This window comes from Bacillus sp. OTU530 (assembly GCF_038440375.1).
Window position 1 is genome coordinate 1 of sequence record NZ_JASATP010000022.1, and the last position, 15,536, is coordinate 15,536.

15 protein-coding genes and 4 pseudogenes are annotated in these 15,536 nt (G+C 38.6%); 12 read left to right on the forward strand and 7 right to left on the reverse strand.

The annotated features are described in order from the left end of the window. Positions 1–442 precede the first annotated feature (442 nt). Both AAHB12_RS16810 and AAHB12_RS16815 read right to left on the reverse strand, forming a co-directional pair. A pseudogene (locus tag AAHB12_RS16810) lies at positions 443–637 on the reverse strand (IS4 family transposase); the annotation flags it as partial. 159 nt (positions 638–796) lie between these two features. After that, positions 797–1,381, reverse strand: coding sequence for a TetR/AcrR family transcriptional regulator (locus tag AAHB12_RS16815; RefSeq protein ID WP_342046134.1), 585 nt, complete (start codon positions 1,379–1,381; stop codon positions 797–799). A gap of 164 nt (positions 1,382–1,545) precedes the next feature. Between AAHB12_RS16815 and AAHB12_RS16820 the strand changes: the two genes are divergently transcribed. The 3 genes from AAHB12_RS16820 to AAHB12_RS16830 all read left to right on the forward strand — a co-directional run bounded on the left by AAHB12_RS16820 (position 1,546) and on the right by AAHB12_RS16830 (position 3,051). Then, the gene (locus AAHB12_RS16820) at positions 1,546–1,764 is read left to right on the forward strand and encodes an SDR family NAD(P)-dependent oxidoreductase (protein WP_342046135.1); all 219 of its coding nucleotides are present in this window, start codon (positions 1,546–1,548) and stop codon (positions 1,762–1,764) included. After that, positions 1,739–2,236 (forward strand): SDR family NAD(P)-dependent oxidoreductase, encoded by a 498-nt coding sequence (locus tag AAHB12_RS16825; RefSeq protein ID WP_342046136.1) that lies wholly within the window; start codon positions 1,739–1,741, stop codon positions 2,234–2,236. The genes AAHB12_RS16820 and AAHB12_RS16825 overlap by 26 nt, the downstream gene beginning before the upstream one ends. 374 nt (positions 2,237–2,610) lie before the next feature. Then, entirely contained in the window at positions 2,611–3,051 is a 441-nt protein-coding gene (locus AAHB12_RS16830; protein ID WP_342046137.1) for a nuclear transport factor 2 family protein, read from the forward strand. Between the two features lie 702 nt (positions 3,052–3,753). Here the strand turns inward: AAHB12_RS16830 and AAHB12_RS16835 are convergent. Continuing rightward, positions 3,754–4,671, reverse strand: a complete 918-nt coding sequence (locus AAHB12_RS16835) for an AraC family transcriptional regulator (protein ID WP_342046138.1) — start codon at positions 4,669–4,671, stop codon at positions 3,754–3,756. A gap of 249 nt (positions 4,672–4,920) precedes the next feature. Between AAHB12_RS16835 and AAHB12_RS16840 the strand changes: the two genes are divergently transcribed. The 5 genes and pseudogenes from AAHB12_RS16840 (at position 4,921) to AAHB12_RS16855 (ending at position 8,658) form a co-directional block, all read left to right on the forward strand. Continuing rightward, positions 4,921–5,883, forward strand: a complete 963-nt coding sequence (locus tag AAHB12_RS16840) for an aldo/keto reductase (RefSeq protein ID WP_342046139.1) — start codon at positions 4,921–4,923, stop codon at positions 5,881–5,883. A 55-nt stretch (positions 5,884–5,938) separates the two neighbouring features. Further along, complete coding sequence (locus AAHB12_RS16845; RefSeq protein ID WP_342046140.1) at positions 5,939–6,721, forward strand: SDR family NAD(P)-dependent oxidoreductase; 783 nt, start codon at positions 5,939–5,941, stop codon at positions 6,719–6,721. 159 nt (positions 6,722–6,880) lie between these two features. Then, positions 6,881–7,519: an SDR family NAD(P)-dependent oxidoreductase gene (locus AAHB12_RS16850; protein ID WP_342046141.1), complete on the forward strand. Its 639-nt coding sequence runs from the start codon at positions 6,881–6,883 to the stop codon at positions 7,517–7,519. A 96-nt stretch (positions 7,520–7,615) separates the two neighbouring features. Continuing rightward, positions 7,616–7,828: pseudogene (locus AAHB12_RS31835) on the forward strand (Dabb family protein); the annotation flags it as partial. Between the two features lie 71 nt (positions 7,829–7,899). Continuing rightward, entirely contained in the window at positions 7,900–8,658 is a 759-nt protein-coding gene (locus AAHB12_RS16855; RefSeq protein WP_342046142.1) for a carboxymuconolactone decarboxylase family protein, read from the forward strand. Positions 8,659–9,043: 385 nt separating this feature from the next. On the opposite strand, the gene AAHB12_RS16860 is transcribed toward AAHB12_RS16855, so the two are convergent. From AAHB12_RS16860 to AAHB12_RS16870, 3 genes and pseudogenes are all read right to left on the reverse strand, one after another. Then, positions 9,044–9,883 carry a tyrosine-type recombinase/integrase gene (locus AAHB12_RS16860; protein WP_342046143.1) on the reverse strand — a complete coding sequence of 280 codons (840 nt, stop codon included), beginning with the start codon at positions 9,881–9,883 and terminating at the stop codon, positions 9,044–9,046. 311 nt (positions 9,884–10,194) lie between these two features. After that, positions 10,195–10,353: a hypothetical protein gene (locus AAHB12_RS16865; protein WP_342046144.1), complete on the reverse strand. Its 159-nt coding sequence runs from the start codon at positions 10,351–10,353 to the stop codon at positions 10,195–10,197. Positions 10,354–10,574: 221 nt separating this feature from the next. Next, a pseudogene (locus AAHB12_RS16870) lies at positions 10,575–10,757 on the reverse strand (DUF6366 family protein); the annotation flags it as partial. A gap of 408 nt (positions 10,758–11,165) precedes the next feature. Here AAHB12_RS16870 and AAHB12_RS16875 point away from each other — a divergent pair. From AAHB12_RS16875 to AAHB12_RS16890, 4 genes are all read left to right on the forward strand, one after another. Beyond that, entirely contained in the window at positions 11,166–11,741 is a 576-nt protein-coding gene (locus AAHB12_RS16875; RefSeq protein ID WP_028401894.1) for a TetR/AcrR family transcriptional regulator, read from the forward strand. A gap of 119 nt (positions 11,742–11,860) precedes the next feature. Further along, positions 11,861–12,709, forward strand: a complete 849-nt coding sequence (locus tag AAHB12_RS16880) for an alpha/beta fold hydrolase (RefSeq protein ID WP_342046145.1) — start codon at positions 11,861–11,863, stop codon at positions 12,707–12,709. A 14-nt stretch (positions 12,710–12,723) separates the two neighbouring features. After that, positions 12,724–13,782, forward strand: coding sequence for an alkene reductase (locus AAHB12_RS16885; protein ID WP_342046146.1), 1,059 nt, complete (start codon positions 12,724–12,726; stop codon positions 13,780–13,782). 103 nt (positions 13,783–13,885) lie between these two features. Further along, the gene (locus AAHB12_RS16890; RefSeq protein ID WP_342046147.1) at positions 13,886–14,878 is read left to right on the forward strand and encodes an NADP-dependent oxidoreductase; all 993 of its coding nucleotides are present in this window, start codon (positions 13,886–13,888) and stop codon (positions 14,876–14,878) included. 174 nt (positions 14,879–15,052) lie between these two features. Here the strand turns inward: AAHB12_RS16890 and AAHB12_RS16895 are convergent. After that, positions 15,053–15,496 (reverse strand): annotated as a pseudogene (locus AAHB12_RS16895) (Y-family DNA polymerase); the annotation flags it as partial. Positions 15,497–15,536: the final 40 nt, after the last annotated feature.

A 15,536-nucleotide genomic window follows, 5' to 3' on the forward strand; every position in this document is an offset into this window, starting at 1 on the left:
ATGAATTACATTCGAATCAACTCCATCTCATACATTATGGATGAAATGGCACTCTTTGTATTCCGTTTCTATAACTGATACCATTATACCTTGAATAAAAGTACTGGGACATCATAAGAGATACAAATAACATATTATTATGGATAATATACAAAGGGGCCGGATATATTTGGTTCATACTTCATTTTTTAATACTTGGATTTGGTATGTTTATTTTCACTAATTTAATAATTGGTCCGAATTTTAAGAATGATTTTATGGTATCTGAGCAAAACTCTGTAAGCATGGCACAAGCCGGATTATTATGGGTACTAAGTATAGTTTTTCTTTTAATAGGAATCACTAGATTGTCCAAAAAAGTATAGTAAAGACAAATAAAACAAAGACACCTAATCTGTTAAGTAGGATTAGGTGTCTTTGTTTTATTTCAATTCGTCTTTCATAGTTGGTTGAGAGACGTAGATGCAACTTCTTGACTGAGCCAGACGCACAGTGACACAAGGTCTTGCCCACTGTATTTACTTATCCGACGGACAAATCCTACATCTTTTGCGAGTCTATGAAGGATTTCAGGGGATAAATGACATTGTAATTCCTAAGCGAAGAGACGCAATTCTTCTGAGAGTGAAATATCCATAAAAAATGCCATCCTTTTCAATGATTCTACGAAAAGAATAGCGTATTTCTCGTATAGGGGATACATGATTAGATTGGCTTGATAGGCATGGGTAATTTGTTTTTTAGTTGACGGCGATGTGGTGGGGACCCTAATAAGGTATCTCCCAAACTGTTTCCATTAAATGTCTTTTAACAAGTCCAAAACGTTATTAAAATGAATTTCGCTCAAATGTTCGATGACCTCTTCAACTACCAAATACTCTGGATCTAAAATCCACATACAAATCACGCCTACTAACCCTGAAATTATGTACTCCAATCCGACTTTCATTTTTTGATTATGATCACCAATACCAGAAAGAATAAAATCTTTTAATGCTTCCTTTAAATAAGTTGAGAAGTTAGGTTGACCATTCTGACTAAGCATCGTTCTAAAGAAAACAATGTTGGCTTCTATAGCTTTAAACATTTCGCTTAAGCTTGAGATAAACATTTCCTTATCTATTGCATGGATATCTTTATCTTTCATATCCAAGTCAAAGCAAACATTTAATTTTTCCATGCTTTCCTGACATAAATACTCCATCAAATCAGGCTTGTCCACATAGTGTAAATAAAAAGTGTTTCGATTTATCATGGCTTCGTCGGCAATGTCCTGTATGGTTATCCGTTCGTAGCCTTTCGTTTGAAGTAGCGTCAAGAAGGCTTCTTTAATGGCCTTCCTTGTTTTTAGAATACGTAAGTCCACCTTGTCTTTACCCATTTGTAAACTCTCCATCCAATAAAGATAATGGTCAAATCAAGAGAATCTGACTATTAATTATCATATCGCTGAATATTAACCATTGAATGGTTTAATTCTACGTTCTACAATTAAAAACGTCAAACGCAATAAAACTTCATTAATTCAAAAAAGGAGGTCAACGTATGAAAACAATAGCGATAATTGGAGCAGGTAAGGGATTCGGATTGTCCTTGGCCAAGCGCTTCGGTAAGGAAGGCTTTCAAATTGCATTAGTTGCGCGAAATGCCGTGAAGCTTCAAGAGATGGTAGACGAACTAAAAGTCGCTGGTATCCAAGCTTCTTATTTCACAGCTGATATTTATAGCAAAGAACAAATTGAACAGGCAAATTACCCGAATTAAAGAGAAGTATGGCCATATTGATGTACTGGAATTCAGTCCTACACCGGGTAATTTTCCCCCGACTTCTGTATTGGAATTAACGGTGGAGAATGCAAGGGACCAATTTGAAGGCTATGTTGTCAGCGTCATCAATGTCGTAAATGCCGTTTTGCCGGATATGCTGTCTAAGAAGGAAGGTTCTTTGCTGTTTACAACAGGATTATCAGCACTTTATCCCGTTCCAATGATGGGGAATATCGGTATCGCTATGTCGGGATTGCGCAATTATATTGCCAATCTTCATACTGAACTGTCACCTAAAGGTATTTTCATTGGTCACCGATCTTTAGGTTTGTTTATTAAGGAACCAGGGGCAGGCACATTTGATGATCCAGATGTTATTGCAAATATGTGGTATCAAGCCTACACAGAGAAAAATGTATGGGAAGAAGAGTATCCAAAAGGAGTTACTCCTCAAACCATCACATTCTAAACAAAAAGTAGCAATTAAATGCAACGACCAGTCGCACCAACTTGGGACTACCTCTCCAAGAAGTACGGAGTGCCTAGCGCTCAGGCTTACTTTATGAAGGTGGGTATGGCTCAGCATGTATTGAGTGTGTACTCACTCACGATTTAATGTGAAAGAAGGTTGTTCAATGAAGGCGCAAAATTACCGCAGTCACGTTGGTCATCGCAAGTGCAATAACCATTTCTGCTATAGAACTTTCCGTAACGATGAAGGTAGGACCTGAACGTTCAATGGTTGAGAATGCAGAAATACAAATACTTGCTCTTCTCGATTGAGCTATTTTTTCTTTGATTATTTTATACAATTCGCTTCAAAATAAAAGGAGGAAACAATTTATGACGTTAGAAATTTCACAAGCAAAATTAGAATTAAGAGAATTAGTTGATGCTTTTTCAAATTTGACAGATGAAAAAAACATTCCAGATCAAGTGCTTTTATTTACGCCTGATACTAGATATAAGGTTTACGTAGGTGACCAATTGGTGTCTGATGTTTCAGGAACAAAACAATTAGAAGAGGTGTTCACAGGTCACGCTTCTATTGTAAAACGTTATTTCTCCATTAACGGACAACACGTTGTGAATGTGGATGGCGATACTGCAACAGGTGTTTCATACTCTCAAATGAAAATGGTGAGAGAAGAAGATGGTAAAGAAGTTATTACTGACTATAGTGTTAGATATAATGATGAATATGTACGTCAAAACGGAACTTGGTTAATAAAGGCACGTACTGCTCACTTTTTAATTATAGACGCAAGAACATTACAAGGCTAATTTGATTAATACTTGGAATCATAGCTTAAAAATGTCTTAGTTAAACAATATGATGTTTGAACCTCCAAAGGGTCATTAATCCGCTTAATGCTTAGGGTTTATTTTAGTTAAAATGTTGGCGGGATCCCATCGCCATCAACTTAAAAAACAAATTACCTCCAAAACGATAAAAGTGAGAAATTCGTACAAAAATTTCGTCCTGGGGGTGTCCCTTATTCTTAGCTTGATGGGCATGGGGGCCTGCCAAAACAAAACGCGGATTAACAACGTTAAGGGCTTCAGAGAGAAGAAATGTCTCAATTCAGCCACGCTAAGAACTTGTTTTCTTATGTCATAAAGTGCCTTTCAGGAATGACATATTGCAAAATCCCTTTCTAGATCCTTATGACATACTCTTTTTGGGACAAATCAAGCCTGTCAAAAAGCATGCTTTTTGACAGTAGCCGTAACCTTTCATTACTGCTATTTAAAATCGTTAGTCATGGTATTCCATTTAAGGTCAAGATTATGGAATAATACTCCGTGTAAATCTAGAAAATTGCGGAAAAATAGATTGTGAAGGACTGTACTTAAAGTAACGGGCAGGTTAATTTAAGTGAAAATATTCACAATATCAATTATTATTGCAAGTTAAAGACAATGTACAGAAAGGATTTCCCCTTTTCCTCTAAAAAAATTTACCCCCACCATTAGGCAGGGGATTCATCCGTTTATAGTTTGGTCATATTTCTCTCTCAGGCGCTTTATATCTTCTTTAGGTGGAAAACCAAACATGCGAGAATATTCACGGCTGAATTGCGATGGGCTTTCATATCCAACCCGGAATGCAACTTCAGCGGCATCCGCTGATTCAGATAATAACAAGTGACGGGCTTCCTGCAGTCTTAATTGTTTTTGGAACTGAATCGGGCTCATAGCGGTTACCTCTTTAAAGTGTCGATGAAGCGAAGAAACACTCGTATTTGCTATTTCAGCTAGTTCCTCAATCTTAAAAGACTTTTCATAATTATTTATGATGTGTTCAATTACGTCACTGATTTGATTGGCAGAGCTTCCTTCTATTGCGATTTGTTTCAGCATCCCACCATGTTCTCCTTGCAGAACTCGATAGATGATTTCTTTCATAATTAAAGGAGCAAGTACCGAAATATCCTTCGGATTATCTAGTAGTCGAGCTAATCTGGTTACCGCGTCCACCAGAGATGGCTCTATTTTGCCAAGATACATACCTCGCTTAGCATTTTCCTTCTTGTCAACCCCCATATTTGTTTCACGTAACACCTCTAAAATTTGACTAGGTGTAAATTCAATTTTGAGAGACAAATACGGAACCTCGGAAGAGGCTTCTGTCACTTGTGCAGTTACGGGCAATTTAACGGATGCAACCAAGTAATCAGCAGGACCGTACCTGAAGGGTTCCTGTGCCAGTAATACCTCCTTCATCCCTTGAACGATAATGAATAAGGAAGGCTTGTAAACTCCGCAAATTGGTCCAGTATCGTCAGAGTACCGGGAAAAAAATAAAGACGGAATCTCAGTAATATGAGAGCCGTCCCGTCCTGTGTAACGCTCTATGATTTTGGTCAGCTCAACTCTTTGTTTATATAATTGTTCAAACATAAAATCCCCTTTGGTTTCTTCATCCATGATGGTCCCATTATAATGTAAGTTCATTTTTTGTGTAAATGGCTGTGAGAGAATTGTGCAATCATTTGACAGGATTATGATACCTGCCGTGTTTTTATTTATTGCATAATAAGGCTGCAAGTTATAACACATCTTTATTTTTAACTTAAAATTTGGATGCACACCTGAAATCTATGCCATAAGAGAAATTTTGATTATAAATGTTGAAAGTGGTGAAACGTAATGAAACTAGTCAAATTACAAAAAGATAAAATCCCACCGATTGCCCTTGGTACATGGTCATGGGGCACTGGTGCAGCCGGTGGGGATGAGGTTTTTGGAAATTATTTTACAGAAACGGATTTAAAGCCAGTATTTGATGCCGCAATGGGTGCTGGATTCAATTTGTGGGATACAGCGGCTGTATATGGGATGAACGCTTCAGAGAACATTTTGGCAAGTTTTATCAAAGGCAGGGAGGACGTGCTAATCTCTACTAAATTCACTCCACAATTGGCGGGAGACAATGACAATGCTGTTGAGGAACTTTTGGAAGGAAGCCTAAACCGTCTCGGTTTGGACCATGCTGATATTTATTGGATACACAACCCGGCAGATGTGGAAAGATGGACACCAAAACTTATCCCTTTAATGAAAAGTGGAAAAATAAAACATGTAGGTGTCTCCAATCATAATCTGGACGAAATTAAATTGGCAGCCAGCATCTTGGTAAAAGAAGGGCTGAAAATTTCAGCTGTCCAAAACCATTACAGCTTACTTTACCGTTCATCGGAAGAAGCCGGAATAATTGATTACTGCAATGAAAATAATATGGTGTTCTTTTCATATATGGTACTGGAACAAGGTGCATTAACTGACAAATACAATTCGAAAAATCCTATGCCGAGTGGCACCAGAAGAGGCGAGGCATTTAATCCAGATGTGCTTACCAAGATCGAAAGCTTAGTCCAAGTAATGAGAGAAATCGGCAGTAGACACAATGCATCAACTGCACAAATTGCAACAGCTTGGTCTATTGCAAAAGGAACGGTACCGATTATTGGTGTGACGAAAACGTCGCATATTGAAGATGCAATAAAAGCTGCCGAGGTCAATTTGACAGCACGGGAAATCCTCGAACTTGAAAAGGCGGCAAAAGAAACCGGCGTTGAGGTTAGAGGCGATTGGGAAAAACCTATGATTTAACATCTCAATGAATCAGTAATAATTTAAATAAGGATATAAGAGGAGGAAAAACCCCATGAATCTAGAGTTACAAGGGAAAGTGGCATTGATTACGGGCGGCAGCGAGGGGCTTGGCCTTGCCACAGCCATCCAGATGACGAAAGAAGGCGCTCAGGTTGCCATCGCCGCTCGGACGCTGGCTAAGCTGGAGCTGGCGGCAGAGCAGGTTAGGACGCAGGCGGGTAAATCCCCTCTGTTGATTACAGCTGACGTCTCTGTGCCTGCCGATTGTGAGCGGGCGGTAGCTGAGGTGGTGGCTCGGTTTGGGCGCTTGGATATTCTGATGAACAATGCCGGCAGCGCCGCCGCCGCAACGATTGAGCAGGTCAGCGACGCGGAGTGGGAGGCCGACATCGCACTCAAGCTGCAAGGGTTGATTCACTGCTCCCGGGCTGCAGCGGTACATCTCAAGGCGGCCGGAGGTGGAGCCATTATCAACGTATTGGGTACAGGCGCCAAGACGCCGGGAGCGGGCTCGCTACCATCGTCGGTGACGCGGGCGGGCGCACTCGCCCTGACAAAAGCGATGAGCAAAGATTTAGGCCTTTACGGAATTCGCGTCAACGCAGTCTGTATCGGCACCATTCGCACCCCTCAATTCGAGCGGATTTGGCAGAAAGAATCCCCTGAGCTTACCTGGGATGAGTACTCCCGTGAAAAAGGGAAGGCATTCCCGCTTGGACGCATAGGTGATGCGGATGAGGCAGCTCGTGTAATTACTTTCTTGGCCTCGCCCGCAGCGAGCTATGTGACGGGCGTGGCAGTGAACATCGACGGTGGCGCTAGCCCCGTTTGGTAAGCTCATTATATTAATTGTTTTATTTACAAATATAAATCGATAATGAGTGACTGTTAAATTTTGATATTAAAAATATTTTGAACACTCAATATTTGTTTTGGCACAGCTTGAGGTTTTGTTCAGTAAAGAAAGGGAGTAGACACTATAGAAAAGAAAACATTGATTTTAGTGGGTGCAGGTAAAGGGCTTGGTAATGCGGTAGCAAGAGAGTTTGCATCACATGATTTCAAAGTGGTTTTAATTGCGCGAAGTACAGAACGCTTGAAACAGTATGAGGAGGAATTTAAAGGTCTTGGCTATGAAGTCTATACAAAAGTAGCTGACGCCGCAAAGCCGGAGACTCTTACAAAGGCAATTCATGAAGTGCAGAGAGAATTGGGAACACCCGACGCTCTTGTTTATAATGTTGGAATAACCGAACCTGACGGTGAAAGAGAAATTACAAGCGAGCTGCTGATGGAGCGATATCAGGTAGATGCTGCCAGCGCTTATCATTGTGCAACTCTTGTTGCAACTGAGGAATTTGCATCTAAAAAGGGAGCAATCATTTTTACTGGTGGCGGTTTCGCAAAAACATTCCAGCCGATAATGTTCCTGAAACCTCTTAGCATCGACAAGGCTGCACTGAACGCTATGAACATTATACTCCACTATGAATTGGAACCAAAGGGCATTTTCGTGGGCAGCGTTATCGTAAGCGGTGTGATTGACCCCGCAACGGATCACAGCCCAGAAAATATCGCTAAAGAATACTGGAAGATGTATGAAGAACGCGGTGATTTTGAGGTCGTAGTTTAATCATTATGAACCAGGTAGGAATTGGAGAATGATCAGACACATTTTTAGCACTTCGTTTAAAGATGATATCATAATTATGTAAAGCAGAAAGAACTTGCCGACATTGAAGAAGTAAAAAATAAAATTCCCGGAGTAGTAGACCTTGAGGTTGGATTCAGCAAAGGCTGGGAGGGAGCAGGTTACCAGATTGTTATGACGGTGGACTTTGAGACAAAGACTCTTTGCAAAGGATATATAATGCATCCGTACCATCTGACTATATCAAACAAACGGGAAATGATTACTTTGATAATTCAAGCTTTGTTGTAGAGCAGTTTAAATATTGAAATAATATTTTGCTTGGATAAAAGGATCGGTATGAATGAAAGGAGATTGAAATAATGAGTAAAAAAATTGTACAGACAGCCGGCAGATCGCAGCTTGGAGCTTTTGCTCCAGAGTTCGCACACTATAACGATGATGTATTATTTGGAGAGAACTGGAATAATGAGGACATTGATCTTAAAACCCGCTGCATTATTACAGTGGTAGCATTAATGTCTTCCGGAATCACAGATTCCTCTCTGACTTTTCATCTGCAGAATGCGAAGGCACATGGGGTTACGAAGGCAGAGATCGCAGCTATCCTTACTCATACAGCGTTTTATGCAGGATGGCCAAAGGCATGGGCAGCATTTCGCCTTGCTACAGAAGTATGGAATGAACAGGATTTAGGGGTTTCGGAGAAAGATAAGTTTCAGAACACAATTCTGTTCCCAATTGGCGCACCGAATGATGCGTACGCTCAGTATTTTGTTGGGCAGAGTTATCTTGCGCCGATATCCGTCAGTCAGGTCGGTATTAATAATGTAACTTTTGAACCGAGCTGCCGCAATAATTGGCACATTCACCACGCTGACAAAGGTGGCGGACAGATTTTAATCTGTGTTGGAGGCCGTGGCTATTACCAGGAATGGGGAAAAACACCTATTGAAATGAAACCGGGTGACTGTATCAATATTCCGGAGGGAGTAAAACACTGGCATGGAGCAGCACCGGATAGCTGGTTCTCTCATCTGGCAATCGAAGTTCCTGGCGAGAATGGATCTACGGAGTGGCTGGAAAAAGTAGACGGGAGCCAATACGGGATTCTGAAATAATGCAGGAAAAACAGATAGTCCCCATAAAACAGGAATGGTCGTGCTGCTTTGTTGTCTGGGAATGTCTACGCAGGTGAAAATCGCTGGTACTGAGAGCCGATTCGATCAGTGAAAGAACTTACCTAATAAACGGGACTTGATATTACTATAAAATTCCGAAGGAGCATTTATGTATATGAAAGGTTTAGAGAAAAAGTTATCGTGGTCACTGGTGGTGGCAGTGGAATTGGCCGCAACATTCCTGTAAAAAATGAAAATGCGTCTTAAAGTTTGTGAAACAATGTACTTAAACTATATGGGTGCAAGAGTGAAAAAGGAACGTATCTGTACTCCCACCCCAAAAGTTAGAGCTGAATTCTGACTTTTGGGGTGCTTATCTATGACACTAAAAATACTTCCTATAAAATTCCTGTCTGATGCTTCCGCTTAATTGCGCATAAATCCGGGTAGTTTTACTTTTTTCATGACCTAATAAGCTTTGAATAACATCGAGAGGTGCTCCATTATTCAATAAATGGGTTGCATAGCTGTGCCTCAGTTGATGCGGATGAATGTCTTTGTTAATGCCAGCACGGTTGGAAATCCGCTTAATTATGTATCGCATCATGGCAATGCCCATTCGATGAGGATCGCGTTCCGTGACAAAGATAGCAGGATCCCTGTCTACACGACTATCCAGGTATCGTTTTAACCAAATTTCGCAGCGGATATTAAAATAGACCTCCCGTTCCTTATCGCCTTTACCTCTTATAACAGCTGACCGGTTTGACCAATTAATTCTACCTCTATCTAGGGTAACAACTTCACCTATTCGACATCCAGTGGAAAACATGAATTCAAACAGAGCCTTTTCCATTGGGGAACAGCAAGCTTCCCGTAAATGTTCAATTTCCATTTCGGTCAAAAATTTAGGAATTCGTTTCCCGGTTTTAGGTTCTTTTATTTTAGCTGCTGGGTTTTTGAGAATATGCCCTTCTTCATGAGACCATCGAAATAATGATTTCATAAATCGAATTCTATGAGCCAAACTTGCAGGCTTGAGGCTTTCACTTGATTTTGCTAAATAAGCTTTTAATTGATCTGTAGTGATCGTATCAAGTTGAACATCATTAAAAAAGCGTATAAGTAAGCCGGACTGTAGTTTATATGCTTTTAATGTTTGCGGCGAAAAGCCTTCAATACGTTTATCAGATTCATACGTTTCCCATGCTTGAGATAATAACAAGTTCATCTCTCCCCAAAAATTCTTTTTTAGGAATTATAGACCTGTTTCTCGAAATTGAAACGGCGGTTCTTATTAAGCTAGATAGCAGGTTAGCTCAATAAAATAAGGGGTGCCCAATTAATGTAGCTAAACTTCTGCTATATTTGTTTGTTTTTTTCTTTAGCAAGATATTCACGGTCAATCGCTTGAGGTGGTCTTTCAAACCAACCGTGCTTAATCATTAAATTTGCAGCATCTCCATCAAATCGAAATGAGAGATGTAAGTGTTTAATTTTGAAGCAGAAAAATAAAAAACCACTCAGAGTGGTTTTTTATTCGCGCATTGCTCCTGCCTCTCGGGAAGTCATTGCACCTTGTCCTTCGCTTACATCTTTTTGAATTTCTTGTTTTACTTTTTGTGCATCAGTTCCGGCAAATTCTGGTTTCATAATAGAACCCAAATTCTCTTTAGTTTGTTGATCCTGTTGCATGCAAGTCCTCCCCAACTTATAGTTTAACAATCTTATTATTTACAAAAAAACACTCGGTATATCCCGAGAATTTGAGCCAATTTTACTTAAAGTAAAGGGGGCTTTCGTTGAACAATCGGGTCGCTGCGGCAGCCCCTTTTTCTTATTCGACTAACGGGGCAGGATAGTTCAACAAGGATAATGGTTGTTTGTGGTAACAATTAAAAGGACTGGTTGCTTAATTAGGGGGTGTTCAAATGGGGGAAGATAAAGAAACAGAAGAGTGATACAAAAATAAAGCCGATTATGATTACAAGAATAAGAATTCCCGTACCTTTCCAAACTAAGCTACCAACTAAATCAGCAAGACCTCCACCGTGAACGCTTCTAGAAGGATTTCCTTTTAATTCTTCTTGTCTTAATTTTTCTCTTCTTTCAGGTTCTTATGCAACGAAAGGGGCAGTTTGGTTGAGTAAGGGCTCAGATGGTTTTTTCTAATTGCTGTTTCTTGTTTATTTGGTATGAGTGCATCTGTAGAAGAGTTTGATCCATTAATTGAAACAGTGGAAGAAAACAATCCTGAAGAAACTAAACGAATAGAAGAAATGTTTGGCGGTACCCCTAAGTGAAAGTTAACGGATAACATTGTGATATGTAGCAAATATGTTGGGGATTATTGGTTAGTTATAATTCTTTACTAATCGTTCTAAAAAGGGTATTATTTAATCATGGTTTGAAATTCATGTGTTTATTTTAGAACGTTCATTCTATAATGGATTATGACGTTTGTTTTTGTTAGTATTGGTTCATGGATTTTTTTAAGGAGAAATAAAATGGCTAGAAGTAAAGAGTTTGACGAAAAAGCAGTATTAAGAAAAGCAATGGAGCTTTTCTGGGAACAGGGTTATGAAAAAACATCCATGCAAGATTTGGTGGATCATATGGGGATACACCGCAGGAGTATATATGACACATTTGGTGACAAGCGTTCATTGTTTTTAGCTTCCCTTAATCACTATGAAGAACTCATCGTCAATGAGATGGAAAGCATAATTAGCAGCACTTCATCCATTAAACAGGCGATACGTGATGTTTTTATTTTCACACTGAATTCCATTGAACAATACCCAAAAGGTTGTCTATCAGTAAATGCAGCCATTGAATTATCTTTGTTGGACAAAGAAATTGGACGCATAGTTACAAAAATGTTTAACCGTACTGAAGATATGTTTAATAACCTTATAAAACGGGGCCAAACTAGTGGAGAGCTATCAAAAGAAATCGATTCTGATAACACATCTCGTTTCTTACACAACAATTTGGTAGGTATAAGAGTACTAATAAAAACTAATTATAATAAAAAAGAATTAGAAGGCATCATCACTCTAGCACTTTCAGTGTTGGACTAGCTTTCTTTTTTTACCCTTTTTAGAACGTTCATTCTAAAATTGATATGAAACAAACCATCATAATTCATACTATGCATACTTATAAAATCGTTTTTTAATTTCTAAGGAGGAACACAAAAATGACAAACTTTAAAATACCAACAGAATCAGAATTTATTGAAGCAGATGGAACTCGTTACGCATATAGAAAATTTGGTACACAAGATGGTATACCAGTAGTATTTCTTGTTCACTTTAGAGGAACGATGGAAAACTGGGATCCAAACATGCTTGAACCTATTGCAAATACACGCCCAGTAATCCTATTTGACAATAAAGGGGTTGGTGAGACCGATGGACTAACGCCTACTACAATTGCTGATATGGCAAAAGATACAGCAACATTTATAAAAGCTCTTGGATTAGAACAAGTTGACATTCTTGGTTTTTCCATTGGTGGCATGGTTGCACAAGAGCTAGCTTTACAAGAAGGAGATTTAGTAAGAAAAATTATTATGGCAGGTACTTCGCCTGAATCTGGTATTAATCCAAATCTAGAGATTTTTGAAAGAATGAATCGTCACGGCGGAACGGAAGAAGACGGAATAAATGATTTTATGTTCTTTTTCTACGAACAAACCGAAACAAGTAAATCTGCAGGAATGGCTTCACTACAAAGAATTTTTAATCAGAAAAAAGTAAACAGTTCAGAACAAGTAAAAGAGGCACAATTACAAGCCATTGCAAAATGGGCTAAACAAAAATCTAATCATGATTATGAATGGTTACAAAACATCAAACACCCTGTACTTGTTACTAATGGTGTTAATGATGTGATGGTACCGACTAAAAACAGTTATATCTTAACAGAGAAATTACCCAAAGCACAGCTGATTATATATCCTGATTCTGGTCACGGGCATCTGTTTCAATTTCCAGAACTATTTGCAGAACACGTAAATTCATTTCTTGATTCTAATTCTTATTAAAAAGGAGTATTCATATGAGCAGATTATTTGAAAAAGTTCGTATCGGAAACATTGACTTAAAAAATCGTATAGGTATGGCTCCGATGACTAGAAGTAGAGCTTTACCAGATGGTACGCCGAGCGATTTAGTAGCAGAGTACTATGGTCAGCGTGCTTCAGTCGGTTTAATTATAAGCGAAGGAACCCAACCTTCAGATGATGGGCAAGGTTACACTAATACACCTGGTATTTATACAGAAAATCATATTAAAGGGTGGAAAAAAGTAACTTCTAAAGTTCATAGTGAAGGCGGTCATATTTTTGTTCAGCTTATGCATGTGGGACGTGTATCACACCCTGATAACACACCTCACCACCGCCAAGCAGTTGCACCGTCAGCTATTGCACCTGGTGTAGAAATTTTCACGGCAGAAGGAATGAAAGAAATTCCAACACCAAGAGAATTGAGTGAGCTTGAGATAAAAGATGTTATCAATGAGTTTCGTTTAGCAGCACGTTCAGCAATTGAAGCTGGTGCAGACGGAGTTGAAATTCACGGAGCGAATGGTTATCTGATCCAACAATTCCTTAGTGAAAACTCCAATCATCGTCAAGATGCATACGGTGGTACGATTGAGGGTCGTTCTCGATTCGCTATTGAAGTAGCTAAAGCAGTTGTTGATGAAATAGGAGCAGAAAGAACAGGCATCCGTTTTTCTCCTCAAGGAACACTGCAAGGCATTGATGAGGGGGAAACTAGCCTTGAGATGTATCGCTATTTAATAAGTGAATTAAATAAGCTTAACCTTGCATATCTGCATTTAATGCACTTTGGAAACGAGCAATTCCTAAAAGATGTGCGTCAACTTTGGGATCAATCACTTCTTGTTAACCGTCCAGGTCGTCCTCTAGATCAACTTTCGTCTGATGTAGATAATAATCTTGCAGATGTTGTCACAGTAGGCACTTGGGTACTAGCTAATCCAGACTTTGTAGAACGGATTCAATCAGGTGCTCCCCTAAACGAACCTGATAAAAACACGCTCTATGCAGGAGGAAAAGAAGGTTATACAGATTATCCTTTCTTAAAATAATTTATTTAATATGAATATCCCATCTAGGGATATTCATAATCTTTTTTCTTAGGTTCGTTATGAAAAGATACATGTGCGTTAAATAAAAATGTGGAGGATTGTAATGAAAGCTTTAGCAATTGAAAACTACGGTAAAAAACCAAGTTTTTTAGACTTCCCTATGCCCAAAATAAATAATGACGAGGTCTTAGTTGAGATATATGCGGCAAGTATAAATCCTCTTGATACAAAAATTCGAAAAGGTGAATTAAAATTATTATTGAAATACAAGCTGCCGTTAATTTTAGGAAACGATTTTTCTGGAAAAATTGTTGAAGTAGGTACTAGTGTCACGAAGTTTAAAGTCGGTGATGAGGTATATGGTCGACCTAGAGCAAATAAAATGGGAACTTTTACTGAATATCTCTCTGTTAACCAAGAAGATATTGCATTAAAACCTAAAAATTTAAGTTTTGAAGAAGCCGCCTCCATCCCTCTAGTCGGATTGACATCCTACCAAGCTTTACATGATATTCTGCGAATTGAAAAAGGACATAAAATATTAATACATGCAGGATCAGGGGGAGTAGGAACATTTGCTATCCAACTTGCAAAACATATGGGTGCTTTTGTCGCAACTACAGCTAGTGATGGTAGTGATTTAGTAAAATCTCTTGGCGCTGACGAAGTTGTTAATTACAAGACAGAAAAGTTCGAACATTCGATTCGTGACTACGACGCAGTTCTTGATACCATTGGGGGGGCGACGTTAGAGAGATCATTTGTAACATTAAAAAAAGGAGGAAAGATTGTTTCTATATCTGGAATCCCGAATGGTCGCTTTGCTAAAGAAAACGGATTTAGCTCATTTAAAAAAACCTTATTTTCAATTGCAAGTTATAAACTTACGAAGCTAGAAAAAAAACATAATGTCCAATATACGTTTCTTTTTATGAAGCATAGTGGAGAGCAGTTGAAAATTTTAACAGAAATGTTAGAGTCAGAAGTGATTAAGCCTACACTTGATAAAGTTTTTATTTTCGAAGATGCCCAAAAAGCATTGGAGTATGCAGAGGCGGGAAGAGCAAAAGGAAAAATAATACTTAAATTAAAATAATTAGTCTTATCTAACAAACCTTTCCTTAGGTAGAAAGTGTTTGTTTTTTTTACTTATCGAGGTTGCTTATAGAACTAGCAGGTGCTTTAATGGAATAAAAGAAGAGCACATATTACACATGACTAATATATGCTCTTCTTTATTTTTAAGGATTTTTATAATTTAGGTCTTGATAATACCAGTTTCCCTCTTTATGTTTTCAATAATCTTTGTAGCTAATTCAGCTGGTGACTTTGCGAATAAGTGTAGTGAATGAGTCACATCAATTAGTGCTTCATCTATGCTATAAGCATGAAAATCTTCAATAGGAACATATCGCAATAATATTGAAGAAATGTGATTAGATACCTTTATATAATGAGCTATTGAAGGATTAACAATATGTATGTCCTTTCTCCTTGGAACTTCATATAATCGAGATCCTTGTTTAATTCCTAAAGCTTTTAATGGAGGTGTGGCTGCAAGAACAATTGATCCCTCTCTTTCTGTATTGCCGACTACCGCTAATTTATGTTTGAGAGGATCTAAACCTAAACTCAAGGCCGAACAGCTTGCATAGAATGATTTTAAATCCACACAAAGTATGAGACGTTTTGGCATTATGGAATAGTTATACATATGACCACCCCTAAAGGGAACTTTTGTTCTTAATTATAAA

What these genes read in the sequence shown, in the direction of transcription:
- AAHB12_RS16885 (WP_342046146.1), top strand. Translation starts at nt 12,724, where the DNA reads ATGAGCAGATTATTTGAAAAAGTTCGTATCGGAAACATTGACTTAAAA.
- AAHB12_RS16880 (WP_342046145.1), top strand. Translation starts at nt 11,861, where the DNA reads ATGACAAACTTTAAAATACCAACAGAATCAGAATTTATTGAAGCAGAT.
- AAHB12_RS16835 (WP_342046138.1), bottom strand. Translation starts at nt 4,671, where the DNA reads ATGTTTGAACAATTATATAAACAAAGAGTTGAGCTGACCAAAATCATA.
- AAHB12_RS16845 (WP_342046140.1), top strand. Translation starts at nt 5,939, where the DNA reads ATGAATCTAGAGTTACAAGGGAAAGTGGCATTGATTACGGGCGGCAGC.
- AAHB12_RS16875 (WP_028401894.1), top strand. Translation starts at nt 11,166, where the DNA reads ATGGCTAGAAGTAAAGAGTTTGACGAAAAAGCAGTATTAAGAAAAGCA.
- AAHB12_RS16815 (WP_342046134.1), bottom strand. Translation starts at nt 1,381, where the DNA reads ATGGGTAAAGACAAGGTGGACTTACGTATTCTAAAAACAAGGAAGGCC.
- AAHB12_RS16820 (WP_342046135.1), top strand. Translation starts at nt 1,546, where the DNA reads ATGAAAACAATAGCGATAATTGGAGCAGGTAAGGGATTCGGATTGTCC.
- AAHB12_RS16830 (WP_342046137.1), top strand. Translation starts at nt 2,611, where the DNA reads ATGACGTTAGAAATTTCACAAGCAAAATTAGAATTAAGAGAATTAGTT.
- AAHB12_RS16865 (WP_342046144.1), bottom strand. Translation starts at nt 10,353, where the DNA reads ATGCAACAGGATCAACAAACTAAAGAGAATTTGGGTTCTATTATGAAA.
- AAHB12_RS16890 (WP_342046147.1), top strand. Translation starts at nt 13,886, where the DNA reads ATGAAAGCTTTAGCAATTGAAAACTACGGTAAAAAACCAAGTTTTTTA.
- AAHB12_RS16840 (WP_342046139.1), top strand. Translation starts at nt 4,921, where the DNA reads ATGAAACTAGTCAAATTACAAAAAGATAAAATCCCACCGATTGCCCTT.
- AAHB12_RS16855 (WP_342046142.1), top strand. Translation starts at nt 7,900, where the DNA reads ATGAGTAAAAAAATTGTACAGACAGCCGGCAGATCGCAGCTTGGAGCT.